This is a genomic window from Acinetobacter lwoffii (genome assembly GCF_024129595.1).
GTDB classification, from domain to species: domain Bacteria; phylum Pseudomonadota; class Gammaproteobacteria; order Pseudomonadales; family Moraxellaceae; genus Acinetobacter; species Acinetobacter lwoffii_O.
The window spans coordinates 1-22,897 of sequence record NZ_JAMXXS010000039.1 but is presented as its reverse complement, the minus strand read 5'-3'; the positions used below and the strand labels follow the sequence as shown (position 1 = coordinate 22,897).

Annotated in this window: 25 protein-coding genes and 5 pseudogenes; 14 read left to right on the top strand and 16 right to left on the bottom strand. The window is 39.7% G+C overall.

Annotation, left to right across the window (positions count from 1 at the left end):
* Both NI466_RS13720 and arsC read right to left on the bottom strand, forming a co-directional pair.
* On the bottom strand, positions 1-1,183 hold a 1,183-nt coding region (locus tag NI466_RS13720; RefSeq protein ID WP_253173846.1), incomplete at its 3' end, for an ISNCY-like element ISAba32 family transposase.
* Positions 1,184-1,318: 135 nt separating this feature from the next.
* A complete protein-coding gene (gene arsC, locus NI466_RS13715) occupies positions 1,319-1,747 on the bottom strand; it encodes an arsenate reductase (glutaredoxin) (protein ID WP_004647748.1) in 429 nt (142 codons plus the stop codon).
* A gap of 82 nt (positions 1,748-1,829) precedes the next feature.
* Here arsC and NI466_RS13710 point away from each other — a divergent pair, with 82 nt between their 5' ends.
* From NI466_RS13710 to arsH, 3 genes are read left to right on the top strand one after another with little or no spacing between them, the layout of a single operon-like run.
* Positions 1,830-2,144, top strand: a complete 315-nt coding sequence (locus tag NI466_RS13710; RefSeq protein ID WP_004647747.1) for an ArsR/SmtB family transcription factor — start codon at positions 1,830-1,832, stop codon at positions 2,142-2,144.
* 4 nt (positions 2,145-2,148) lie between these two features.
* Positions 2,149-3,189, top strand: coding sequence for an ACR3 family arsenite efflux transporter (arsB, locus tag NI466_RS13705; protein WP_004647746.1), 1,041 nt, complete (start codon positions 2,149-2,151; stop codon positions 3,187-3,189).
* 5 nt (positions 3,190-3,194) lie between these two features.
* Positions 3,195-3,899, top strand: coding sequence for an arsenical resistance protein ArsH (gene arsH, locus NI466_RS13700; RefSeq protein ID WP_026055795.1), 705 nt, complete (start codon positions 3,195-3,197; stop codon positions 3,897-3,899).
* Between the two features lie 77 nt (positions 3,900-3,976).
* Here arsH and NI466_RS13695 read toward each other — a convergent pair whose 3' ends face one another.
* The 6 genes and pseudogenes from NI466_RS13695 to NI466_RS13670 all read right to left on the bottom strand — a co-directional run bounded on the left by NI466_RS13695 (position 3,977) and on the right by NI466_RS13670 (position 7,081).
* On the bottom strand, positions 3,977-4,201 hold the full coding sequence (locus NI466_RS13695) for an addiction module antidote protein (RefSeq protein ID WP_004647743.1): 225 nt from the start codon (positions 4,199-4,201) through the stop codon (positions 3,977-3,979).
* Between the two features lie 317 nt (positions 4,202-4,518).
* A pseudogene (locus tag NI466_RS13690) lies at positions 4,519-4,614 on the bottom strand (plasmid replication DNA-binding protein); the annotation flags it as partial.
* A gap of 39 nt (positions 4,615-4,653) precedes the next feature.
* A pseudogene (locus tag NI466_RS13685) lies at positions 4,654-4,782 on the bottom strand (IS3 family transposase); the annotation flags it as partial.
* A 183-nt stretch (positions 4,783-4,965) separates the two neighbouring features.
* On the bottom strand, positions 4,966-5,250 hold the full coding sequence (locus NI466_RS13680) for a putative quinol monooxygenase (RefSeq protein ID WP_004647742.1): 285 nt from the start codon (positions 5,248-5,250) through the stop codon (positions 4,966-4,968).
* Between the two features lie 20 nt (positions 5,251-5,270).
* The gene (locus NI466_RS13675; protein ID WP_086044987.1) at positions 5,271-6,269 is read right to left on the bottom strand and encodes a zinc-binding alcohol dehydrogenase family protein; all 999 of its coding nucleotides are present in this window, start codon (positions 6,267-6,269) and stop codon (positions 5,271-5,273) included.
* Between the two features lie 71 nt (positions 6,270-6,340).
* Positions 6,341-7,081 carry an SDR family oxidoreductase gene (locus NI466_RS13670; protein ID WP_086044988.1) on the bottom strand — a complete coding sequence of 247 codons (741 nt, stop codon included), beginning with the start codon at positions 7,079-7,081 and terminating at the stop codon, positions 6,341-6,343.
* A 135-nt stretch (positions 7,082-7,216) separates the two neighbouring features.
* On the opposite strand from NI466_RS13670, the gene NI466_RS13665 reads away from it, so the two are divergent.
* Positions 7,217-8,116: a LysR family transcriptional regulator gene (locus NI466_RS13665; RefSeq protein WP_004647738.1), complete on the top strand. Its 900-nt coding sequence runs from the start codon at positions 7,217-7,219 to the stop codon at positions 8,114-8,116.
* Between the two features lie 50 nt (positions 8,117-8,166).
* Here the strand turns inward: NI466_RS13665 and NI466_RS13660 are convergent, their stop codons facing one another.
* Together NI466_RS13660 and NI466_RS13655 are read right to left on the bottom strand one after the other, a co-directional pair.
* Positions 8,167-9,183 carry a zinc-dependent alcohol dehydrogenase family protein gene (locus NI466_RS13660; protein ID WP_004647737.1) on the bottom strand — a complete coding sequence of 339 codons (1,017 nt, stop codon included), beginning with the start codon at positions 9,181-9,183 and terminating at the stop codon, positions 8,167-8,169.
* Positions 9,173-10,168, bottom strand: a complete 996-nt coding sequence (locus NI466_RS13655; RefSeq protein ID WP_004647735.1) for a zinc-dependent alcohol dehydrogenase family protein — start codon at positions 10,166-10,168, stop codon at positions 9,173-9,175. Before NI466_RS13655 ends, NI466_RS13660 begins: the two co-directional genes overlap by 11 nt.
* A 464-nt stretch (positions 10,169-10,632) precedes the next feature.
* Between NI466_RS13655 and NI466_RS13650 the strand changes: the two genes are divergently transcribed.
* From NI466_RS13650 to NI466_RS13635, 4 genes are all read left to right on the top strand, one after another.
* A complete protein-coding gene (locus NI466_RS13650; protein WP_001133624.1) occupies positions 10,633-10,908 on the top strand; it encodes a metal/formaldehyde-sensitive transcriptional repressor in 276 nt (91 codons plus the stop codon).
* Positions 10,909-10,929: 21 nt separating this feature from the next.
* Positions 10,930-12,042, top strand: a complete 1,113-nt coding sequence (locus NI466_RS13645; protein ID WP_004897268.1) for an S-(hydroxymethyl)glutathione dehydrogenase/class III alcohol dehydrogenase — start codon at positions 10,930-10,932, stop codon at positions 12,040-12,042.
* Positions 12,043-12,270: 228 nt separating this feature from the next.
* A complete protein-coding gene (gene fghA, locus NI466_RS13640) occupies positions 12,271-13,101 on the top strand; it encodes an S-formylglutathione hydrolase (RefSeq protein ID WP_000402511.1) in 831 nt (276 codons plus the stop codon).
* A 335-nt stretch (positions 13,102-13,436) separates the two neighbouring features.
* Complete coding sequence (locus NI466_RS13635) at positions 13,437-13,739, top strand: putative quinol monooxygenase (RefSeq protein ID WP_004679538.1); 303 nt, start codon at positions 13,437-13,439, stop codon at positions 13,737-13,739.
* Positions 13,740-13,824: 85 nt separating this feature from the next.
* On the opposite strand, the pseudogene NI466_RS16080 reads toward NI466_RS13635, so the two are convergent.
* Positions 13,825-14,151 (bottom strand): annotated as a pseudogene (locus NI466_RS16080) (IS3 family transposase); the annotation flags it as partial.
* 187 nt (positions 14,152-14,338) lie between these two features.
* Here NI466_RS16080 and NI466_RS13625 point away from each other — a divergent pair.
* From NI466_RS13625 to NI466_RS13615, 3 genes are all read left to right on the top strand, one after another.
* The gene (locus NI466_RS13625) at positions 14,339-15,496 is read left to right on the top strand and encodes an iron-containing alcohol dehydrogenase (protein WP_086044989.1); all 1,158 of its coding nucleotides are present in this window, start codon (positions 14,339-14,341) and stop codon (positions 15,494-15,496) included.
* Positions 15,497-15,581: 85 nt separating this feature from the next.
* Positions 15,582-16,259 carry a type 1 glutamine amidotransferase domain-containing protein gene (locus NI466_RS13620; RefSeq protein ID WP_086044997.1) on the top strand — a complete coding sequence of 226 codons (678 nt, stop codon included), beginning with the start codon at positions 15,582-15,584 and terminating at the stop codon, positions 16,257-16,259.
* 205 nt (positions 16,260-16,464) lie between these two features.
* A complete protein-coding gene (locus NI466_RS13615) occupies positions 16,465-17,592 on the top strand; it encodes an alkene reductase (protein WP_086044990.1) in 1,128 nt (375 codons plus the stop codon).
* 83 nt (positions 17,593-17,675) lie between these two features.
* On the opposite strand, the gene NI466_RS13610 is transcribed toward NI466_RS13615, so the two are convergent.
* Together NI466_RS13610 and NI466_RS13605 are read right to left on the bottom strand one after the other, a co-directional pair.
* On the bottom strand, positions 17,676-17,906 hold the full coding sequence (locus tag NI466_RS13610) for a hypothetical protein (RefSeq protein ID WP_001087973.1): 231 nt from the start codon (positions 17,904-17,906) through the stop codon (positions 17,676-17,678).
* A 104-nt stretch (positions 17,907-18,010) separates the two neighbouring features.
* Positions 18,011-18,619: a TetR/AcrR family transcriptional regulator gene (locus NI466_RS13605; protein WP_005160552.1), complete on the bottom strand. Its 609-nt coding sequence runs from the start codon at positions 18,617-18,619 to the stop codon at positions 18,011-18,013.
* Between the two features lie 143 nt (positions 18,620-18,762).
* Here NI466_RS13605 and curA point away from each other — a divergent pair, with 143 nt between their 5' ends.
* A complete protein-coding gene (curA, locus tag NI466_RS13600; protein ID WP_086044991.1) occupies positions 18,763-19,782 on the top strand; it encodes an NADPH-dependent curcumin/dihydrocurcumin reductase in 1,020 nt (339 codons plus the stop codon).
* Positions 19,783-19,798: 16 nt separating this feature from the next.
* Positions 19,799-20,437 carry a glutathione S-transferase family protein gene (locus NI466_RS13595; RefSeq protein ID WP_004281825.1) on the top strand — a complete coding sequence of 213 codons (639 nt, stop codon included), beginning with the start codon at positions 19,799-19,801 and terminating at the stop codon, positions 20,435-20,437.
* A gap of 515 nt (positions 20,438-20,952) precedes the next feature.
* Here the strand turns inward: NI466_RS13595 and NI466_RS16075 are convergent.
* The 3 genes and pseudogenes from NI466_RS16075 to NI466_RS13585 form a co-directional block, all read right to left on the bottom strand.
* Positions 20,953-21,102: pseudogene (locus NI466_RS16075) on the bottom strand (PPC domain-containing protein); the annotation flags it as partial.
* Positions 21,099-21,427: pseudogene (locus tag NI466_RS13590) on the bottom strand (transposase); the annotation flags it as partial. The pseudogenes NI466_RS13590 and NI466_RS16075, both read right to left, overlap by 4 nt.
* A 353-nt stretch (positions 21,428-21,780) precedes the next feature.
* The gene (locus NI466_RS13585; RefSeq protein WP_253173845.1) at positions 21,781-22,170 is read right to left on the bottom strand and encodes a hypothetical protein; all 390 of its coding nucleotides are present in this window, start codon (positions 22,168-22,170) and stop codon (positions 21,781-21,783) included.
* Between NI466_RS13585 and NI466_RS13580 the strand changes: the two genes are divergently transcribed.
* Positions 22,171-22,897, top strand: a 727-nt coding sequence (locus NI466_RS13580) for an IS5-like element IS17 family transposase (protein WP_253173844.1), incomplete at its 3' end; no start/stop codon positions are given.

Genomic DNA, 22,897 nt, shown 5'->3' with positions numbered 1-22,897 from the left:
CTAACCGTTTATTCTCAACGATCTCATTCTGCTGTAGCCCAGCTAATTTATTGAAAATGCTGTAGTTGAGCTTTCGTCCCTCGTGCATGAGGGCCACAGTGCCATCCGGGTACTCCAGAAATGAAATATATTGCCCAACAAGCTTATGATTCAGCTCTGTCGGTTCAAGCAGATAAATACATTTGTCATAGGTCAGGGTCAGATTCTTGGTGACCTTACGCGGTTCCTGCCAGGTAAAAATATCATCCAGTTCAAGATCAGATTCGGTTAATGGCCGATGTAAATTCTTTGAGTTTCGCGCACACTTGGCAAACTTCTGATTGAAATGCTCAATAAAGCAGGGCAGCCAGGCATTTGCCTCGGCAATTGAACAGATACCTTCTAGGCGCATTTCCTTGATCAGGCGATCCTGGAGTGTTCTATTGGCACGTTCCACACGGCCTTTGGCCTGGGGTGAGTTGGCGAAGATAATATCAATATTTAACTCATTCAGAATCCGCCCAAATTGCGTGATCTGGCTATCTTGGCTCGATTTCTGATTCACTCGGAATACCGAGTGTTTATCGCTATAAAACGCTAAAGGCTTGCCGTATTGCTCAATGTAGGCTCGGGTTGAAAGCATATAATCAAAGGTCGTTTCAGCCTCACAAAAGCGCAGATGCAACAGCTTTCCAGTGGCGTCATCGATATAAACCAGCAAGCAGCATTTGGAAGCTCGGCCTTCAAACCAGTCATGATATGAGCCATCGATCTGGATCAGCTCACCGAAGCAATCACGGTTATATCTAGGCTGATACGGACGTTTCAGGCGCTTGGATCGAGGAATCCAGAGGTCATTTGCAGTCATCCAGCGACGAACCGTTTCTACCGGGATATGCAGGCCAAACATGCTGCTGAGCTTCTCATGAGCCAATGTAGGACCAAAGCCAAGTAAATGTTCAGAAATAATGGAAAGACATTCTGATTTTAACAGGACGTCATGGCGACGATGACCCGGTTGACCACGACTGGCATGTGCCATACCTGAGACACCATCTTGATTGAGCTTCTGCAATAACCGGGTAATTTGACGGGTGGAAAGATTCAGGATTTCAGCAGCACGGACTTGTGTAATACGATGATCTCGAACGTCTTGCAGAACTGCAAGACGTTGAATTTCTTTATCAGACATAGTGATCAGCATCTATATTTTATATCCAGTCCATGGTGATAAAAACCATCATAAACCAGACATTTTTATTGGTGAGAATATAGACACTTTAAATGGGTTCTAACATATCTAGTTCATATATCAACCATTATGTTAAATGAGGCGGATTTATTTAATCCGCTTACCATTTTCATCGATGATTATTTCACCATCTTCTTTGGTAAAAGCTCCTAATTGAGGCGCAGACAAAATATCTAAAACGAGTTCAGATGGTCTACATAGTTTTACCCCCAGTTCAGTCACAACAAATGGACGGTTAATTAAAATTGGATACTCCAGCATAAACTGAATAAGCTGCTCATCTGTCCAGTGTTGCTGATCCAACTTGAGCGTTTCAAAAGGTTCCACGTTTTTGCGAATAGCTTCACGTACAGAAAGACCTGATTTCTCAATTAAATTAATGAGTTCACTTTTACTTGGAGGGTTGAGAAGATACTCAATAACTTCAGGTTCTTCTCCGGTATTTCGAATTAGCGCCAGTGTATTTCTTGATGTTCCGCACGCTGGATTATGATAGATCTTAACTTTTGATGACATTGGACTTACTCAGGACTTCATAATATTGCATTTATATATGGATATGCGTATATTCGCAATAGCATATATTAGAGTATAGATTATGGATCAAGCAGATTTCTTTAAATGCCTATCTGACCCGACACGTCTAGATATTTTAAAAATTATTTTAGAAAGACAAAATGTATGTGTTTGTGAAATCACAGAAATATTACAACTGAGCCAACCTAAAATTTCTCGTCACTTGGCTTTACTCCGTAACCTTTCAATTTTGCTAGATGAGCGCAAGGGACAATGGGTGTATTACCGATTAAATCCTGATTTACCAGAATGGGTAAATGCAGTGTTCAGTGTTTTGAATGCTGAAATATTAAATAAATCTACGAGCAACTTATCTATCTCTATGCAATGCGAGTAATTCAATGTCCGCATCAAAGCTCTCATTCTTAGATCGAAACCTAACTCTATGGATTTTCATTGCCATGGCATTAGGCGTAGGTATTGGCGTATTTTTCCCTCAAACATCTGTTGTATTAGATCAATTAAGCATTAATTCAGTGAATATCCCTATCGCAATAGGGCTTATTTTGATGATGTATCCACCACTTGCCAAAGTTGACTATGCAACCTTGCCTAAAGTCTTTGAGGATAAGCGTACCCTTACATTATCTCTTATTCAGAACTGGGTCATTGCACCTTGCTTAATGTTTGGCTTGGCCATTATTTTTCTGCACGCCTATCCTGAATATATGACTGGCCTAATTCTCATAGGCTTAGCTCGATGTATTGCGATGGTCCTCGTCTGGAATGGTTTGGCATGTGGGGATAATCAATATGTTGCTGCCTTGGTTGCGTTTAACAGTATCTTCCAGATCTTGTTCTTTAGTACTTATGCTTGGTTGTTCTTGACCTTCTTACCGCCATTCTTTGGGGTAGAAGCACAAATCATTGATGTAAGCTTTTGGACCATTACCCATGCTGTTCTGGTTTATCTAGGTATTCCATTCTTACTTGGTTTTTTAACCCGGCTGATTTTAGTCAAACAGAAAGGTTTGGATTGGTATCAAACTAAGTTTATTCCAAAGATTAGCCCAATCAGCCTTATTGCGCTTTTATTCACGATTGTAGCAATGTTCAGTCTTAAAGGTGGTGAAGTGATTAGCCTTCCTCTAGACGTGCTTAGAATCGCTATTCCTTTGACGATCTATTTTGTTGCAATGTTCTTCATCAGCTTCTTTATGAGTAAGTGGATGGGTAACGATTACCCTAAAACGACTGCTATTTCCTTTACTGCGGCAGGCAACAATTTTGAATTAGCACTGGCTGTAGCGATTGCCACTTTTGGATTAGCTTCTCCTGTCGCCTTCACCACCGTGATTGGCCCATTGGTTGAAGTACCTGTATTGATTGCCTTAGTGACAGTTTCGCTATGGCTTAGAAAAAAAGTGTTTAAAGAAGTATGAATCTAATGAACTTACCAAATATTGATCTTAGTCTTTTAGAAAAACCGACTTTAGAAAAAATTCAGGCAAAAAACCTGGATCATCCACCCAAAATATTACTTCTATACGGCTCAAATCGTGAGAGATCATATAGCCGTTTAGCAGTTCAGGAAGCAGGCCGAATCCTGGAGTACTTCGGTGCAGAAGTTAAAATTTTCCATCCTAAAGGGTTACCTCTTCCTGAGGATGGTGATATGCAGCATCCCAAGGTAAAAGAACTGCATGAGCTTTTAGCATGGTCAGAAGGCATGGTTTGGTGCTCTCCTGAACGTCATGGTTCAATGAGTTCGATTTTAAAAGCTCAAATTGACTGGATTCCATTAGCAGCAGGCGCAATACGTGCAACGCAAGGTAAAACCTTAGCTGTAATGCAAGTGTGTGGAGGTTCGCAATCCTTTAATGCTGTAAATCAATTACGTATTTTAGGGCGTTGGATGCGTATGATCACAATACCAAACCAGTCATCAGTTCCTAAAGCATTTCTTGAGTTTGAGGAAGATGGTCGTATGAAACCTTCTTCTTATTACCGTAGGATTGTAGATGTAATGGAAGAGCTTTATAAATTTACACTTTTAACCAGGGGACAATCAGCATATTTAACTGATCGTTACTCTGAACGTGTAGAAAGTGCAGAAGAGCTTTCAAAACGTGTGAATCAGAAGAGTATTTAGATTTCCTAAAATTAACATCATACACCTTATACGAAATTAAAAAATGGAGCTTAAAACTCCATTTTTAAATAACTTTTTTAAATTGCTAAGCGTAAATTCAGTGCTTTTACAACTTTAATCACAGTATCAAAACTAGGGTTAACATCACCAGAAAGTGCTTTGTAAAGACTTTCTCGGCCTAAGCCTGTATCTCGTGATAATTGAGCCATTCCTTTAGCTTTTGCAATGTTACCTAAAGCCTTTGCAATGAATGCGGCATCGCCATTAGATTCTTCAATACATGCTTGTAAGTAAGCTTGCATATCATCTTACAGTTCTTAGCTGAATATGGAATAGATATGAAACATAAAAATAAATACAAGGAAACAGCATTTGAAAGAGCACAGAAGCAAGCAAAAACTGAATTAATGAACTACCTAGAAACATTTAATTAGGTTTTCTAAAATACATAATACACCTTATACGAAATGCGTTATGATTCCGCTTATAAATCAATCCTGTAGTTCCTAGTTTATAGCCCATCTTCCCCAAGGTGGGCTTTTTTTATGTTTTTCCATGTTTCACGCTTAGTAAGTGAGCAATGTTTCACGGCTTTAATAAGCCCAAGTGAACAATCAAATCAGCCATACGGCTTAAAGAATCGGCTCCAAAAGCCTCTTTTTTCCGGTTCAGGCTCTACGTGTTCAGGAATAGGAATTCGCTTATTCTCGATTACCCAGTTTAGTGTCGCAAGTTGTACATCTGTTAAACTTTACCAATCTGCTTTTAAATATTCAATAACCTCTGTTTTGTATAAGCCATTCACCGTTTCAGCCAAAGCATTATCGTATGAATCACCGGTCGTACCGACTGATGCTCGTAAATTTGCTGCCTCTAAACGATGACATTGTTGTCAAAATGCAGGGTATTGGTGGCTCCCCTCAGGGGCATAATTTGTTGAAGCCTAGGTTACTACTAAAAAATTAAAAAATCTTAAAAAATAGGAGCTTATAGCTCCCATTTTTTGTTAGCTTTCTAAGTCCCTATGTTAATTTGAAGAATACTTCATCATAACGTCCGAATACAGCTATATTTTTTTGATTTCTACAATATCACTTGATTCAATTAGCGATTGGATATTACCAAATAAACTTTGAATATAATCAGACGCTATATGGATATCTAAATCCTCCCTGCTACGCCATTCTTCTAAGAAGAAATATCTACTTGAGTCATTTTCGCTAATATAAAGCTCATATTTCAAGCATCCTTCTTCTTGAAGCGTAGGCTCTATTACACTTTTTAAAAGCGCTTCTAACGTTTCTTTTTGATCTGATTTTGCCTTAAAGTTCGCAATTACTGAAATAGTCATTATTTCACCTTTAATTTGTTTTAGAAGTTTTCTAGTACAATTTTGCCTTTTGATTTACCTGATTCAAGCAACTTATGCGCCTTCTCCAAGTTTGCAGCGTTAATATTGCCTAGATTTTGGTTGAGCGTACTTCTAATTTTTTGCTGGTCAACTAATTGGGCAACCTGTTGCAACAGTTCACCTTGCTTTTCAATATCATCGGTTTCATACATTGAACGAGTAAACATCAACTCCCAATGGATAGAAATAGATTTAGCCTTAAACGGCATAATATCAAATGTTTGTGGATCATCGATCAATCCAAGCTTGCCTTGTGGTACAATCAGAGAAACTATTTGCTTGATATATGTTTCTGTATGATTTGTAGAGAATACGTATTTTGGTTTTGCAATGCCTAGTGTCTCGATTTGTGCATTTAAATCTTTGCTATGATCAATGACATGGTCGGCACCAAGTGATTCCACCCAAGATTTCGTTTCTTCACGTGAAGCTGTTGCTATAACGGTCAGATTTGTTTTTGCTTTTAGGAGTTGGATAGCGATTGATCCTACACCACCTGCACCACCAATAATTAAAATACTGCCAACTTCTGTTTCTGAAATTTGAAACCGATCAAACAGCATTTCCCATGCCGTTATTGCAGTTAATGGCAATGCTGCTGCTTCTGCATTAGATACTGTAATTGGTTTAAGACTGATAATTCGTTCATCGACTGCTTGAAACTCAGCATTACTACCATCTCGGGTTAAATCGCCAGCATACCAAACAGAATCTCCTACTTTAAACGAGGTAACTTTTGAGCCAACTTCAATAATTTCCCCAACGGCATCCCAACCTAAAATACGATTATTTGCTTCAGACGAATTTTTTCTCACTTTGGTATCAACTGGATTCACAGAGATTGCCTGAACTTTTACCAGTACATCACGCTCCTTAAGCGTAGGCTTCGCTTTTTCAATATCTACCAATGAATTTTTAAAATCATCATGGTTATTGATAACATACGATACGGCTTTCATAGATTTGTCCTTAACTTTAAAAATATAGTAAAAATGGGAGCGAGGTGCTCCCATTTTTTGTTATTCAATAATTAAAACTCTTGGCTCGTTGGGCGTAAAACAATTTCATTAATATCTACATCCGCAGGCTGTTCAATTGCATAAGCAATTGCTCGAGCGACTGAGTCAGCTGGTATGGCTTGTTTGTAGAAATCAGTAACAAACTCTGAACTTTCTTTATGAGAAGAACCGAATTTTAGTTCTGACTCAATTGCACCAGGCTCAATAGTAGTCGTTCTAATTGTTCCCCCAACTTCATGACGAAGTCCTTCAGAGATGGCTCTTACAGCAAACTTAGTACCGCTATAAACAGTACCTCCTGGACTAAATACTTTTATCCCTGCAACAGATGCGAGATTAATAAAGTGTCCAAAGTTTTGTTTTTGGAAAACAGGTAGGGTAGCTGCTATACCATAAAGAACACCTTTGATATTAATGTCGATCATACGATCCCATTCATCAACTTTTAGCTCACTTAATGGTGCAATAGACATTAATCCAGCATTGTTTACCAATACATCGATTTGACCAAATGCGCTTAATGCCTTTTCAATAAGTGCTTGTACTTCATGTGGTTTGGTTATATCCATAACAATAAATTCAGCTTGACCACCTTCAGCACGAATGTCGTGAACAATAGCCTCTAATTTTTCAGTACGTCTAGCACCAAGTACAACCTTTGCACCTTTTTTAGCAAGTAAGCGAGCAGTAGCTTCACCTAAACCACTACTTGCACCAGTGATAACAATAACTTTATTTTCTATATTATTCATACAAGTGCCCTTCAACCTATCTGTCAATCATATTTGATGGATTAAGTATTACAGCCTTGATAGGTATAATAAATGAATAATATTATCTTTCAGAATTCCTATTTACGGAATAATTACCAGACCACAGGATTGGACATGCAGAACAAATTGGAAATGATGCGTATCTTTTGTGTCGCAGCAGAGTCTCGAAATTTTAAAGAGGCAGCCACTCAGCTCGGTATTTCCCCGCAGCTAGTGACACGGGCAATAAAAGAGCTAGAAGAGCAGCGCGGAGAGATTCTGTTCTACAGGAGTACTCGACAAATTAAAATTACTGCTGATGGTGAGCGTTTGGCAAAGCAAGCACGTTTTGCGGTGGGATCCATTGATGCTCTGCTTGTAAAAGACACCAAGGAAAAACGAGATGAAATGCGTGGGACTGTCCGTCTTACTGTTTCGTCAGTGTTAGGGCGTAAATTGGTAGTACCTGCACTAGCAGAATTTGCCACACGTTACCCAGATATTGTCGTGGATTGTGTGCTAACAGATTCACACTCGGATGTGATCGATGAGCGGATAGATATCGGGATCAGATTTGGATTTTTGCCGGACAATCGATATGTGGCAAGGGAATTGGCTAAAGTGAACTTTTATTCTGTGGGTACGCCAGAGTTAATTGATAAGGTCGGAATGCCTAAAAAAATTATTGACCTTGATAAATACCCTCTAACAGCACTATTCGATCATAAAACAGGGCGTTACTGGCCATGGACATTCACCGAAAGTCGAAGCTTCACGCCATCAAAGCCTCGTTTTATTACAGATGATCTAGAAGCTGAATTTCAAGCTATTCTCGCTGGGGTTGGATTCGGACACATGCCTGGATTTCTAGTTTTGCCGTGGCTTAGGAGTGGTAAGCTCATTCAGATACTTCATGAGGAAACCTCTCCCGTTTGGCGCCTGTATTTATATCGTCCACAGCGGGGCCCGACACCTTTGCGAATCCGAGCATTGTTTGATTACTTAGCGGAAGTGTTGGGCCATATAGAAACCTGAATCAGATGGAACTAACCTTTTTTCTAGAAAGTAGAAATCAGATAAGACCATCATGTATTTAGAGTAACTACAATTTTTCCTATTTGCTGATTTGATTCAAGATAGCGCTGAGCGTCATGCATGTCCTCAAAGTTAAAGCAACAGTCGATCACTGGACGAAGATATCCTGCACCTATACTGCTAAGAATAAATCGTCTGGCTTGCTCCCTTAGAACAGGATCATGGAGAACCTCAAGGAACAAAAAACCTCGCATGGTTAAGCTCTTGCGTAATGCAACTTTAAGGGGAAATGGTGTGATCTCCGGGCTAAGTGCACCATGCATAACCATAGTTCCTCCCACAGACATCGCTTTTGCAATCTGTTCAATATGTGGCCCTCCTACAGCATCGAAGGCGACATCAAGATATTCTCCACCCAAACGTGAAACAAGCGCCTCATACAAATCTGGTTCATCTTCACTGGCTATAACATTTTTAACACCGAGATCCAGTAAACGTTGCTTTTTCTCTACCGTCTGTGTACTTGCAATGACCTTAGCACCCGCTGCTTCAGCTATCTGTATCGCAGCTAGTCCTACGCTACTTGAAGCTGCTGTGATCAAGATCGTTTTTCCTTTCGAAAGTCCACCAGCATGGATTACACCACCCCAAGCCGTCAAATACTGCATCCAGATTGAAGAAGCTTCTTCCCAGCTTAAACTATCGGGTTTGTGAACTAAAAAAGTTTCTGGAATCAGAAGCTTGTCCGCATATGTCCCATATTTGGCTAGATTGTCAGTCGGAAGAATCGATACTGCATCTCCTGGAGAAAATTGGCGTACACCTTCACCTATTGCCAGAACTATGCCTGCTCCCTCATATCCCAGACGAGAAGGGAATACTGCTTTTTGAATATAAGTACCACGCCGAAACATTACATCAGCCCGGTTGAGTCCGATCGTTTTCATCTGGATTAGAACTTCTCCTGCTGCTGGTAAAGCAACAGGAAGTGTTTCTAATGTCAGAACATCTGTATCTCCAATACTATTGAAGCGCCAAGTCTTGGCCTGAAGTGCGTTAAATGACATCAATCACGACCTTAATATTGGCAGAGCGATCTTGAACAGCATCATGAGCCTCAATCGCTTGGTCTAGAGTAAAATGACGAGGATCAACAAGAGGACGCAGTTTACCTTCCTCAACAAGACGAGTCGCGATCTTAAGGATATCACCATGATGAGCACGGCGATTGCCTGTTAACATCGGCATTAGGACGAATACGCCAGACACTGTGGCACACCGTAGAGATGAACTCGCTAAATTATGATTACCAAATGCAGCACAGCTGGTAATGTGGCCATAGTGAGTTGTCATGGAAAGTGAAGCTTCGAGTACTGGACCACCCACAGTGTCGTAAACAATGTTAAAACCTTGACCCTCAGGGCTTGCAGCAATAATGTCATCGGAAGATGCTGTTGTGTAATCGAGAGGTGTTGCACCGAGTTCTGAAATCAGTGGTTGATCAGCTGTACGACCAGTCGCCCAAACATTTGCATCAAGTGATTTTGCAAGCTGAACAACCATATAACCAACGCCACCAGCACCACCCTGAACCAGTACAGTTTGCCCTGGTTGGACCTTCGCGTTATCCACTAAACCTTCCCAAGCGGTGAGGAACGTCAATGGTAGTACTGCTGCCTCGCGCATAGAGATATTCCGTGGCTTTAATGCAATCAGATCGGCATCTGCTACAACATATTCTGCTAAAGATCCTTGAAGACCACGAACGCCACCAATCAGACCGTAAACTTCATCTCCAACGTTGAAGTGGGTGACACCTTCACCAACAGCAGTTACAACCCCAGCCATATCTGTTCCCAACACGGCAGGAAGCTCTGGCATAGCATATGGTGCTTCACCAAGACGAATTTTATAATCAATAGGGTTTACACCACTAGCATGAATACGTACTAGAACTTGCCCAGCCTCTGGTTGAGGTATAGGGAGTTCTACACGTTTAAATTCATGATCACCAAAATTTTCTAGGATAAGAGCATTCATCATCTTATTCATAGTTGTTCCTTATTCTTAACTGGGGGATGATATGCACAGTACCAAAGTAAATTAATCCAATAAATGATATTTATAGGATTTGATAATTCCTAAATAATGAATAATAAATATCATCTGCTCACTAAAAATATTCTAGTACAGTCTGTAAAGGCAGTTTAATCTAAACTGTCGGTAGTATTTTCAAGGCTTGAAACGTTCAAAATATCTACAAAGTGGCTAAAATTTGAAACATAATTCTAAAAGGTCATAGCATTACAAAGAACATGAGCCAAAAAAAATGGGAGCTAAAAGTCCCATTTTTTTTGTGACTTTCGCATAAGCTCTATGATGTTAATTTAAAAAAACTAAAAACAGGGATAGAAAATTTTCGCTAAAGATCTTTTTAATTTTCGATTTATAAAAATTATTGCTTTTTTTATACTATGGGGTAGTATAGTATTAATGCTAGCTAATAAGGAGGTCTGATGCCTAATCAGGTTGAAGACAAAAAAAAGATTCTTCTACGCGTCAGAAAGATCAAAGGTCAGACGCAAGCGATTGAAAAAGCGTTAGAAGACAATGTGGAATGTGGTGCAATTCTGCAACAAATATGCTCTGTGCGTGGTGCTATTAATGGTTTGATGAATGAAATGTTGGAGGTTCATTTAAAGGACACTTTAGTATCAGGTGAAACCACAGAACAACAACGAAAAGAAGAATTGGCTGAAATCGCCAAGATTCTAAAATCATATTTAAAATAGATCTGTATAAGGAATTATTCCATGAAGTCACGTGCTGCCGTTGCGTTTGGTCCTGGTCAACCTCTTCAAATTGTTGAAGTTGATGTTGCACCACCGAAGAAAGGTGAAGTATTAATTAAGATCTCCCATACCGGTGTGTGTCATACAGACGCATTTACTTTATCTGGCGATGATCCTGAAGGTGTTTTTCCGGCTATTCTCGGGCATGAAGGTGCTGGTGTTGTAGTTGAGGTTGGTGAAGGCGTGACTAGCGTCAAACCAGGTGATCATGTTATTCCACTTTACACTGCTGAATGTGGCGAGTGCGTATTCTGTAAATCTGGAAAATCGAACTTGTGTATTTCTGTTCGCGAAACTCAAGGTAGAGGCGTAATGCCAGATGGTACCACTCGTTTTTCCTACAATGGTCAACCGATTTACCACTATATGGGCTGCTCAACGTTCAGTGAATACACTGTAGTGGCAGAAGTATCATTGGCTAAAATCAATCCTGAAGCCAATCACGAACATGTCTGCTTACTGGGTTGTGGTGTCACAACGGGTATCGGTGCAGTACACAACACGGCTAAAGTACAAGAAGGTGATAGTGTTGCGGTCTTTGGTTTAGGTGGTATTGGTTTGGCAGTCGTACAAGCCGCACGTCAAGCTAAAGCAGGACGTATTATTGTGGTTGACATGAATCCAGATAAATTTGCGCTGGCAAAAGAGTTTGGTGCAACGGACTTCTTGAACCCTAAAGATTACGATAAACCAATCCAGCAAGTCATTGTCGAAATGACTGGCTGGGGTGTAGATCATTCATTTGAATGTATTGGTAACGTGAATGTGATGCGTGCAGCTCTTGAAAGTGCACACCGTGGCTGGGGACAATCCGTAATTATTGGTGTAGCTGGCGCAGGTCAGGAAATCTCTACCCGTCCATTCCAACTGGTTACTGGTCGTAAATGGCTGGGTTCTGCCTTTGGTGGCGTAAAAGGTCGTACGCAACTTCCAGGAATGGTTGAAGATGCCATGAACGGTAAAATTCAATTAGAACCATTTGTGACACATACGATGGGCTTGGATCAGATCAATGAAGCCTTTGATCTAATGCATGAAGGTAAGTCAATTCGTACTGTAATTCATTACGAATAATTCCGTCAGACCTTATACTTTTCCATGCATGTGAATCATGAATGACATGCATGGAATCCTCTAAAACGGCACATCATCTGTAAAACAGATCTATCTATGTATCCATCATGTATAGGTTCAACAAACCTGCCTACATTTTAAATCTTTATCAGTATTCTCTGTGGAGAATGTCAGACTCTTTGTTTACTCGATTTCTCATGAAGTCTTGCTCAACATAGGTAATTGATTATGGAAATAATTGAGAAACATGCTTCTTTTGGTGGATCGCAAGAAGTGTATCGCCATCAGTCAATAGCATTAAACTGTTCAATGAAATTCTCAATATATCTGCCACCTCATGACAAAGATGAGCGGTTGCCAGTGTTATATTGGTTATCAGGATTGACTTGCAACGAACAGAACTTTATTACTAAAGCCGGAGCACAAAAGTATGCGGCTGAACATAAAGTCATTATTGTTGCACCAGATACCAGCCCACGTGGAGAGGATGTACCAGATCATGCAGATTATGATTTAGGCCAAGGCGCAGGATTCTATGTGAATGCAACACAAGCACCCTGGTCGCAGCATTTCAAAATGTATGATTATATTGTGGAAGAGCTCAGAAATCTGATTGACCTGAATTTTCCGACCAATCAAGTCCAAAGTATTATGGGTCATAGCATGGGTGGTCATGGTGCATTAGTAATTGGATTAAAAAATCCTGAGCTGTATAAAAGTATTTCTGCTTTTGCACCAATTGTTGCACCTAGCCAAGTACCTTGGGGGAAAAAGGCTTTTACACACTACCTAGGTGAAACCGAAACTTTATGGAAAAGCTATGATGCGATTGAATTAATCAAAAACGCTGAAGTTCATTTACCTATTTTAGTCGATCAAGGAACAGCTGATGATTTTCTTGAAGAACAGTTAAGGCCTAAGCTTCTTAGTAATATTTGTTTGGAACAAGAATATCCTCTTACACTTAACCTAAGAGAAGGGTATGACCATAGCTATTACTTCATTGCGAGCTTTATAGAGAAACATATAGAGTTTCACAGCAAATTCCTAGCTAAATAACTTTCATAGATATGAGGATGTACAATGTTGTTCTTGAATGCTTCTTGAGCAATATAATTTCCAGATGAAGAGGTCAGCTTATAAATCTAAGGTAGAGTCAATTGATCCTTATATAACTAAGATTGAATTTAATCATCTCATATCTTGATTTTTTGATTCAAATGTTAATGATCTTAACTTGAATAAATTCATAGCATTATGCCGAAATAAACATCCAAATTTTGGCTCTGCTATGGAAAATTGTTTTTAACCTTTGTACAACAAAACTTTCTGACATACATAAATTATCAATGTCAGTATGAGTTTTAATTTTAATCAATTGTGGAGTTTTAGTCATGCTTAAAACAGCTTTATATGTCCGTCTTGAAGCTAAACCGGGTAAAGAAGACGAAGTGGAAGCTTTCCTTAAAGGCGGTTTACCTATTGTCATGGAAGAACCTGCGACAGTTGCGTGGTTTGGCCTACGTCTTGGACCTACAACATTTGGTATTTTTGATGCATTTCCTGATGAGGCGGGTCGCCAAGCACATTTATCTGGCAAGGTTGCAGCTGCGTTGATGGCTCAGGCCGAAGAGCTATTTTCAGAGCCACCGTCTATTGAAAAAGTAGATGTTTTGGCGAGTAAACTACCAGCTTAAACCGACGCTTAAATGTATGAGTGTGCTGCCTGAAATTTTGAATGAAAGGCAGCACTTCAACCCTGTGAGGTTTGTCAGAGGCTTTTTATTCAAGTTGGGCTACTTTATTTAATGGCTTAATCTCATCATTTAAATGGGTCAATATCCAGAACAGGGTAAATAAACGAATGCACCTATGTACATGCTTTATATTGAACCAATCTATCTAATTTACTGTCGCATTTGTACATCTGCTAAACCGTGCCAATCTGCTTTTAAAATATTTAATCATTGCTATTTTCTATGAGCCATTCACTGTTTCAGCCAATGCGTTCACGACCATGTCAGTAGTCATACGTGTTGATATCTTCCATCCAACAATCGCTCGTGAAAATACATCAATAATAAAAGCGGTATAGAACAAGCCTGAATTTGCTTAACCATCACTAAAGTCGCCAAGCTAAGATAATTTTTATAAAAATAGACGACTGGTCTATTTTTATGTATAGTTAGCACATGGTGTAGGCAAAAGCCGTAGTGTTGTCCGATTTTTTAAAAGTTTATTTGATGAATAACGGTGGTTTTTCAAATCAATTAACTGATCATCCTAGGATAAAAATATGCTGAATTTTAACTTTTATAATCCGACCCGCATTATTTTTGGTGGCGATACAATAACTAAAATCAATGACTATGTGCCTACAGAAGCAAAAGTATTAATGTTGTTTGGTGGTGAAAGTGCACGTAAGAATGGTACTTTAGCTGAAGTGCGTGAAGCATTAGGTGCAAGAGAAATTCATGAATTTGGCGGAATTGAGCCGAATCCGAGTTATGAAACCCTCATGAAAGCTGTAGAGCTGATTCGAGAACAAAAGATAGATTTCTTGATGGCAGTCGGTGGTGGATCGGTAATTGACGGTACTAAATTTATTGCAGCAGCAGTCAATTATACAGGGGATACATGGGAGATTTTAGAAACCCATGGTAATAAAATTACCCAAGCTTTGCCTTTTGCGAGTGTACTCACCCTTCCGGCAACTGGTTCAGAAATGAATAGCGGTGGGGTAGTCACCAGAAAATCGACCCAAGCCAAATTGTCATTTAGCAGCCCCTATGTTTTTCCACAATTTTCCGTACTGGATCCGAACAAAACTTTTAGCTTGCCGACGCGCCAATTAGCAAATGGCGTAGTCGATGCATTTGTTCATGTCATGGAACAGTACTTAACTTACCCTGTGAATGCACACGTACAAGATCGTTTTGCCGAAGGTCTATTGCAAACTCTGATTGAGATTGGACCGAAAATCTTGGACGATTCAGCAGATTATGACACGCGTGCGAATTTGATGTGGGCTGCTAGCATGGCACTGAATGGGCTAATTGGAGCTGGTGTACCACAAGATTGGTCAACCCATTTGATTGGGCATGAGCTCACGGCTTTACATGGTATTGATCATGCTCGTACCTTGGCCATTGTGTTGCCGGCCAATCTACAAGTGCGTCGTCAAGAGAAGCGAGAAAAATTACTACAGTATGCAGCTCGAGTCTGGCAGATTGTCGAAGGTGATGAAGAACAACGTATTGATACTGCTATTGCTCGTACTCGAGCCTTCTTTGAGCAACTTGGATTGCCGACTCGTCTTAGCGATTATGGACTGGGGGAGACAGATATTGAGATCATCATTACGCAACTTAAATCACACAATCTGACACAGCTAGGCGAACATAAAACTGTTTCATTAGAGATCAGTCGTCAAATTCTCGAGACGAGCATCTAAATAAGCGTATCTGTCGTGGTCACGCCACACGGCAAGTGATCATGCAACAATGCTCTTCAATCCTGAAAAATATCAGAGAAATAATATGAAAATTTTACTCGTTTTAACCTCACATGATCAACTTGGCAATACTGGTAAGAAAACAGGTTTCTGGCTAGAAGAACTTGCTGCACCGTATTACACCTTTATTGACTCTGGTGCTGAAGTTACGCTGGCGTCGCCTCAAGGTGGGCAGCCACCACTAGATCCGAAAAGTAATTTAGCAGAAGCACAAACTGAAACCACTCATCGTTTTGAAGCTGATCCAACTGCAATGCAAGCATTGGCACAGACGCATAAACTTAGCGAAATTTCTGTAGCTGATTATGATGCAGTGTTTTATCCAGGCGGGCATGGCCCATTGTGGGATTTAGCAGAAGATCCGATTTCAATTTCTCTGATTGAACAGGCGATTCAGTCTGGCAAACCTGTTGCAGCAGTGTGTCATGCGCCAGGTGTTCTTCGTCATGTGAAAGCGAGTAATGGAGCGCCTTTAGTTAGCGGTAAATTAGTGACTGGTTTCACCAATACTGAGGAGGCTGCTGTAGGTTTGACTGAAATTGTACCATTTTTAGTCGAAGACATGCTTAAAGAAAACGGTGGTCATTATTCTAAAGTGGATGATTGGCAAGTACATGTTCAAGTAGATGGCTTGCTGGTTACTGGACAAAATCCAGCATCTTCTGCTGCAACTGCCTCAGCATTACTTCAATTGTTGAAATAAAGAGTAGCTAGTGTCTGTTGTGGTGCTTAGCAGTGAATAAAACTTCTGACTCTGAGCAACTGGCGCAATAAGCAAAATAACCCTCACTTAATGGTGAAGGGCCTGAGTGAATAGCTTTCCTTCCTTTATTTTTTCTATATACAGGAAGGAAGGGTATTTTTTTTAATTTAGATCAATTAAGTCATGATCACTTGGAAACAATGAAATGAAAGCCAGCAAATTTTTTCAAAACCTGAGCTTAGGCCCGTATGTTTTGCAAAACCGTATTGTATTGCCACCATTAACGCGGTCGCGCAGTACTCAGCCAGGGAATATTCCAAATGAGTTGATGGCGACCTATTATCAACAGCGTACCGGGGCTGGATTTATGGTCACCGAAGGTACGCAAATCGAGCCACGTGGTCAAGGCTATGCTTGGACTCCCGGTATTTACAGCCCTGAACAGATTACTGGATGGCGTAAAGTGACGGAAGCAGTGCATGCTAAAGGAGGCATTATTTTTGCACAACTTTGGCATGTTGGGCGTGTTTCACATACATCTTTGCAACCCAATCATGCATCACCAGTCGCGCCCTCGGCTATTAGGGCTGATAGTAATGTTAAAGTCTTTATTGAAACCGGGCCCAATGCAGGGGCCTTGGCTGATCCTTCAATGCCACGTGCTTTAAGCAATGCAGAAGTTAAAGAATTAGTGCAACTCTATGCTCAAGCAGCGCGTAATGCATTGGCTGCTGGTTTTGATGGGGTTGAAATTCATTGTGCAAATGGGTATTTGGTAAATCAATTTATCTCTGCACATAGTAACCACCGTGAAGATGAATATGGTGGATCACTAAACAATCGTTTGCGTTTTTTACGTGAAGTAGTAGAGGCAGTTGCTGAGGTGGTTGGTGCAGATCGTTTAGGAGTGCGTTTTGCCCCGCTATTTGAAAGTACAGAGGAAGATCGTGTTTACATGGGGTTGGTTGAAGATGATCCACATGTGACTTATATTGAAGCCATAAAAATACTTGAAGAAGTTGGGATTGCCTATCTATCTATTGCAGAAGCTGATTGGGATAATGCACCAGAACTTCCTCATGATTTTCGTAAAGATGTCAGAGACACTTTCAGTGGTCGGATTATTTATGCAGGTCGATATACGGCAGAAAGAGGGACTCGAATTTTAGAGGCAGGGCTGGCCGATTTAATTGCATTTGGACGCCCATTTATTGCGAATCCAGATTTACCCGATCGCATTGCCAATGGCTGGCCATTGAATGCAGTAGATGCAAGCAGTATGTATGGTGGGACGGAAAAGGGCTATATTGATTATCCAGCTTACGCAGATTAATATCGACTAAGTGAGTTATTTTGCCAACCTTTGTGGTTGGCAAAATAAGGACTTAGGATTGCTGTTGCCAGCATAAATTCTTCTTAAAACAAATTCTTAAAATTTTTTAGCTGTGTAATGAGCCAACCTGCCAGTGGGAAAGAAATCAGTTGCGTTACTGGCACTAATACTATGACTTCAATCAACACCATCATCGGGAAACTTTGATGCTGAGTAATTGGCTTTAATAAAGTGAGTACTAGTAATAGTGTGGGATATAAGCCTAAATATCCGACTAAAATACGAGTCATGAGGGCTTTAGAAGGAGAATTCATTGTGCGCTATACTCATGGATTGTAAGTTGATCTAATAGCAGCACATTAATAAGTAATCATTGGGTTGCTATCATTAATTATGTAATTGATATTTAATTTAATTTTTATGAATCTTCACTTTTTAATAGAAATTTAGTTGCTCTTAGAGCTTGATGTAATGGTGTTTTATCTTTTTGCAACTTACTCAGTAATGCTGCACCTAACCACATTTGGTAAAGTACTTGTGCCAACGTCGAGGCCTCAGTATCTGCTTGAATAGATTGATCCTGTTTACCCAAATCAATTAAACCAGCAATACGTTGGATTACATCATCGACGCCAGCGGACATAATGGAGCGCATATCTTCAGATAGATCGGCAACTTCTGCGGCAAGTTTCACAATTAAACAGCTATCCGCCCAACCACACTGTGTTTCAGGATCTTCTATCCATAAATTAAAATACTCAATCAGCTTTTGATAAGGGGATTTATCGCTACGCCATACATCATTTAAACGGACTTGGTAATTATCTACATAATGCTGTACCAATTCACATCCGAAAGCTTCCTTGGATTGGAAATAATGATAAAACGAGCCTTTGGGGATTTCACAACTCTGTAAAATTTCCTGTAATCCTACGCCAGTAAAACCTTTATGCAAAATCAGGTCTGAACTAGTGTTAAGAATGTGTAAGCGCTTCGCTTCAGACTTTTTAATAGGAGTAGGCTTCATATTAATTATTTACTCTATTGTAAAAAATAGACCAGTCGTATTGTTTTTTATTATAACTCATCTACAATGGATGTAAAGAAATTTTAATCATAATTTTTGATTGTGAAGAGAAATACTTTTAAATAAAACATGGAGTTATATGTGTGAGAACAGTTATTAATCAACGCATCGTTTTAGCTAAACGGCCAGTGGGTGAGCCAAAACACAGCGATTTTCGTATTGAGCAAGTTGAGCTCAATGAACTTAAACAAGGCGAGATATTGTTAAAAACCATTTACTTGTCACTCGATCCTTATATGCGTGGTCGCATGAGTGATGCTCCTTCATATGCAGCACCGGTTGAAATTGGTGAAGTGATGGTCGGTGGAACAGTCAGTCAAGTGGTGGCCTCTAAAAACCCAAAATTCAAAGAAGGCGAGTGGGTTCTTTCAGGAAATGGCTGGCAGGGCTACGCAATTTCTAATGGGACTGCATGTCAAAGCTTAGGTATGCAACCTGAACATCCATCTTGGGCATTGGGTATTTTGGGAATGCCAGGATTTACTGCTTATATGGGGCTGTTGGACATTGGTCAGCCTAAAGCCGGTGAAACTTTAGTCGTTGCAGCTGCAACGGGACCTGTTGGTGCTACGGTTGGACAGATTGGCAAACTTAAAGGTTGTCGCGTGGTTGGCGTCGCAGGTGGGCCTGAAAAATGCCGTTATGCAGTAGAAGAACTCGGCTTCGATGCTTGTATCAATCATCATGATGAAAATTTTGCAGAACAATTACAACAAGCAGCTCCCAACGGTATTGATATTTATTATGAGAATGTCGGGGGTAAAGTGTTTGATGCGGTATGGCCATTGCTTAACTCTGCGGCACGTGTACCGGTGTGTGGTGTGGTTTCCCAGTATAACGCTACCGAGCAAGCACAAGGGCCAGACCGTTTACCGGGCTTTATTTCCACCCTTTTAAAAAAGCGTATTCGCATGCAAGGCTTTATTATTTTTGATGATTATGGCAGTCAGTATCCGGAATTCTATCAGCAAATGTCTGAATGGTTGAAAGACGGAAAAATCAAATATAAAGAGCATATGGTGCAAGGTTTAGATAACACGATCAATGCTTTCAATGGTATGTTGAAAGGCGAAAACTTTGGCAAAGTGGTTGTAAAAATTTAAAAAAATAGGAATTATCATGATCACACTACATCATTTAGATCAATCACGTTCTTTTCGTATTTTGTGGTTACTTGAAGAAATCAAGCAGCCCTATGAGCTGAAACGCTATTATCGTGACTCAAGCACGCATTTGGCCCCTGACTCTTTAAAAACCATTCACCCTTTAGGGAAATCTCCAGTATTGGAATGGGATGGCAAAGTTATTGCAGAGTCAGGCGCAATCGTTGAGTTATTAATTCAGAAACTTGCGCCGCATTTAGCACCAGATATGGATGAATCTACATATGTCGATTATCTACAGTGGATTCATTTCTCAGAAAGCTCTGCCATGCTGCCATTTTTGTTAAAAACGTTTAATACGATAGAAACCAAGCAGGGCACGAAGTTGGTATTTCTAGAAAATTATACTCAAGTTGAGTTCGATAAAGTATTTGGCCATTTAAATGAATATTTAAAAGATAAAGAATTTCTAGTGGCAGACCGTTTAACCGGTGCTGACTTCATGATGGGCTTTGGACTACATGCTTTAGTTTATCATATGGGACAAGGTGAAAATTATCCCCATATCCAACGTTACGTAGCAGGTTTAAGCCAACTACCTAGCTGGCAAGCCGCAGTACAAATTGAACAAAATGGTGTGAAAAGTCAAAAATAGCAAGATTGTTTTTTTAAGGCAATTGAGAAAAAGAATCATGATTGACAAGTACATCTGGTTATAAAATAAGCTGACACTTATTTAAAGTAAACGCCTAATGAATTTCATCGGGCGTTCTCTATTTTAAAGATAAGGAATTACCATTATTTAAGATAAGTTTCGCCTATTCTTTCACTGCAAATTCCTATCAAAAGGGCTTGAATATCACGACGGTTACGTTGAAAGATATAATCAACTTTTGAAAGAAAAGTGACAAACGCACAGCAAGATTAAATTATTCCTCGGGGTATTAAACAAGTAATCTATATCATTTTACTAACATAAACACATCTGCGTAAAAATCACGCCCCGCTTAACTGGCAATAGTTTTTGAACCCTTGTATAAAAGCTTAAAAGAATCTAGCAAGTCTTTAGACTTCTTGCGTTAGTCAAAATTTAAACAGCATAAAGCTACATTTAATAAGGTTTTAGCCAATTCAAAAATTAGGTAAAACGATACTTTCGCAAGAGGTCTTTTATTTAATGTTAATACTCATCCAGTATTGAGGTTTTTTATCTTTTCTTGCCTGTGATCTAGGTTGTAATACTCTAATTTCATACTCACCTGAAGCAGGTAAAATATAAATACCATTATTATCAAGCTCTGGAGAATATTCTCCAAGATTGCAATATCAATATGCTTTTGTCTTCTACAAAGCGTACTGTACGAATATCACTGATATTCGGGGCTGCTCAGCCGCAAAGTTTAATCAGACTTTGCATAAAGCCAGTGACCATACGTAAAGACAGACGGAATAAGGATTTAATCATTAAGCAGCATTGGATGGCTGCGTCGGATTAGGTTTGATTTCGCCCTTGTTTGCCTTTTGATGGGGCATACCATTGCGTAGCTGGATCAAACCAAATGGCAATATTTCCGCGATGAATGCGTGCTCGGTTATATGCGAACCAATTGGTTGTGCGGTAAATTTTATGTGTATGCTTCTTCATTTGAAAATTATATTGCTGAAAAAGTCCTTAAGAACAGCTTTGCGCAACAAAGCCGTTCGAGATTGTTATGATCTTTTTTTGACGGAGAACAAATTTTCCCTGATCAAGCAAATAACTTTAAAATTTTCTTAGTGAGCAAGATGGCCAATACTTATTAGAAGAAAAATCTTTTGTTTATGATGCTGAAAATGATCAATTTCTAGAATCGGATATACAGGCATTTTATTCCCTTTCGTCTGCAATTCTAGACTAGCAAGACCCGTCTTTTAAAGGCAGTTTTCCTATGTAATAACATGATAAATCAGAATTAGGATTGTAAATTTTTCACCCACCAAATTTTTTTGTGCTAGCTGTTATAATGCGCCAAATTGCTGCCAAGTCTCATCATTATGTAAAGAGTCATAATAATTTTGCAGTTCTACTAAATCATAATATTGAATATAAGCTAATAGCAATAGGCCGAGGATCAGTCCAACTTTAAGACAACTAAGTCTATTTGGCTTTCTATATAAATTATCTATTCCAAAGGCAGTTAAAATTAAAGCAGGAACCAATACAATTGTTTTTAAATGGTTTAGAAAGTGAATTCCATGTGTATACAATAACCCAATAATAAGCAAAACTATCCCTAAACTGGTGTAAATACGGTCATGGAGAGAAGTGCGTAACGCGAAATTACATTGAAAAGCGGCTTTGTTGCACAAACCTATCTGTAAAGGCTTTTTCAGCGATATAATTTTCAAATGAAGAAGCCTACACACAAAATCTACCGCACAACCAATTGGCCCGCATATAACCGAGCACTCATGAGTCGCGGAAATATTGCCATTTGGTTTGATCCTGCTACGCAATGGTATGCGCCATCAAAAGGCAAACAAGGGCGAAATCAAACCTACTCCGACGCAGCTATCCAATGCTGCTTAATGATTAAATCCTTATTCCGTCTGTCTTTACGTATGGTTACTGGCTTTGTGCAAAGTCTGATTAAACTTTGCGGATTAAATTGGATAGCGCCAGACTACACTACAATTTGTAGACGACAACAGCATATTGATATTGCAATCAGCTACCAAAAAAGTAGCGATGGGCTGCATCTACTCGTAGACTCTACAGGCATGAAGTTTCTAGGTGAGGGCGAATGGAAACGCAAGAAACATGGAGCTGAATATCGTCGCCAATGGCGTAAACTACATATTGGTATAGATGCCAAAACCCTACAAATACGCGCTATTCAGCTCACAACCAATAATGTCAGTGATTCACAGGTGCTTGGTGATTTACTTAATCAGATTCCACAAGATGAGCAGATTGACTCTGTTTATACCGATGGAGCTTATGACACCAAGCAATGCCGTCAGGTCATTGCAGATCGGCAAGCACATGCGGTGATTCCACCTAGAAAAAATGCGAAACCATGGAAAGATACAAAGAGTAGCTCGCTAGAGCGAAATGAATTACTTCGAACAGTTA

Excerpts from the sequence above, each read along its gene's own strand:
- arsC (WP_004647748.1), bottom strand. The coding sequence starts at position 1,747 with ATGTCATCAAAAGTTAAGATCTATCATAATCCAGCGTGCGGAACATCA.
- NI466_RS13710 (WP_004647747.1), top strand. The coding sequence starts at position 1,830 with ATGGATCAAGCAGATTTCTTTAAATGCCTATCTGACCCGACACGTCTA.
- arsB (WP_004647746.1), top strand. The coding sequence starts at position 2,149 with ATGTCCGCATCAAAGCTCTCATTCTTAGATCGAAACCTAACTCTATGG.
- arsH (WP_026055795.1), top strand. The coding sequence starts at position 3,195 with ATGAACTTACCAAATATTGATCTTAGTCTTTTAGAAAAACCGACTTTA.
- NI466_RS13695 (WP_004647743.1), bottom strand. The coding sequence starts at position 4,201 with ATGCAAGCTTACTTACAAGCATGTATTGAAGAATCTAATGGCGATGCC.
- NI466_RS13680 (WP_004647742.1), bottom strand. The coding sequence starts at position 5,250 with ATGACTATTTCAGTAATTGCGAACTTTAAGGCAAAATCAGATCAAAAA.
- NI466_RS13675 (WP_086044987.1), bottom strand. The coding sequence starts at position 6,269 with ATGAAAGCCGTATCGTATGTTATCAATAACCATGATGATTTTAAAAAT.
- NI466_RS13670 (WP_086044988.1), bottom strand. The coding sequence starts at position 7,081 with ATGAATAATATAGAAAATAAAGTTATTGTTATCACTGGTGCAAGTAGT.
- NI466_RS13665 (WP_004647738.1), top strand. The coding sequence starts at position 7,217 with ATGCAGAACAAATTGGAAATGATGCGTATCTTTTGTGTCGCAGCAGAG.
- NI466_RS13660 (WP_004647737.1), bottom strand. The coding sequence starts at position 9,183 with ATGTCATTTAACGCACTTCAGGCCAAGACTTGGCGCTTCAATAGTATT.
- NI466_RS13655 (WP_004647735.1), bottom strand. The coding sequence starts at position 10,168 with ATGAATAAGATGATGAATGCTCTTATCCTAGAAAATTTTGGTGATCAT.
- NI466_RS13650 (WP_001133624.1), top strand. The coding sequence starts at position 10,633 with ATGCCTAATCAGGTTGAAGACAAAAAAAAGATTCTTCTACGCGTCAGA.
- NI466_RS13645 (WP_004897268.1), top strand. The coding sequence starts at position 10,930 with ATGAAGTCACGTGCTGCCGTTGCGTTTGGTCCTGGTCAACCTCTTCAA.
- fghA (WP_000402511.1), top strand. The coding sequence starts at position 12,271 with ATGGAAATAATTGAGAAACATGCTTCTTTTGGTGGATCGCAAGAAGTG.
- NI466_RS13635 (WP_004679538.1), top strand. The coding sequence starts at position 13,437 with ATGCTTAAAACAGCTTTATATGTCCGTCTTGAAGCTAAACCGGGTAAA.
- NI466_RS13625 (WP_086044989.1), top strand. The coding sequence starts at position 14,339 with ATGCTGAATTTTAACTTTTATAATCCGACCCGCATTATTTTTGGTGGC.
- NI466_RS13620 (WP_086044997.1), top strand. The coding sequence starts at position 15,582 with ATGAAAATTTTACTCGTTTTAACCTCACATGATCAACTTGGCAATACT.
- NI466_RS13615 (WP_086044990.1), top strand. The coding sequence starts at position 16,465 with ATGAAAGCCAGCAAATTTTTTCAAAACCTGAGCTTAGGCCCGTATGTT.
- NI466_RS13610 (WP_001087973.1), bottom strand. The coding sequence starts at position 17,906 with ATGAATTCTCCTTCTAAAGCCCTCATGACTCGTATTTTAGTCGGATAT.
- NI466_RS13605 (WP_005160552.1), bottom strand. The coding sequence starts at position 18,619 with ATGAAGCCTACTCCTATTAAAAAGTCTGAAGCGAAGCGCTTACACATT.
- NI466_RS13595 (WP_004281825.1), top strand. The coding sequence starts at position 19,799 with ATGATCACACTACATCATTTAGATCAATCACGTTCTTTTCGTATTTTG.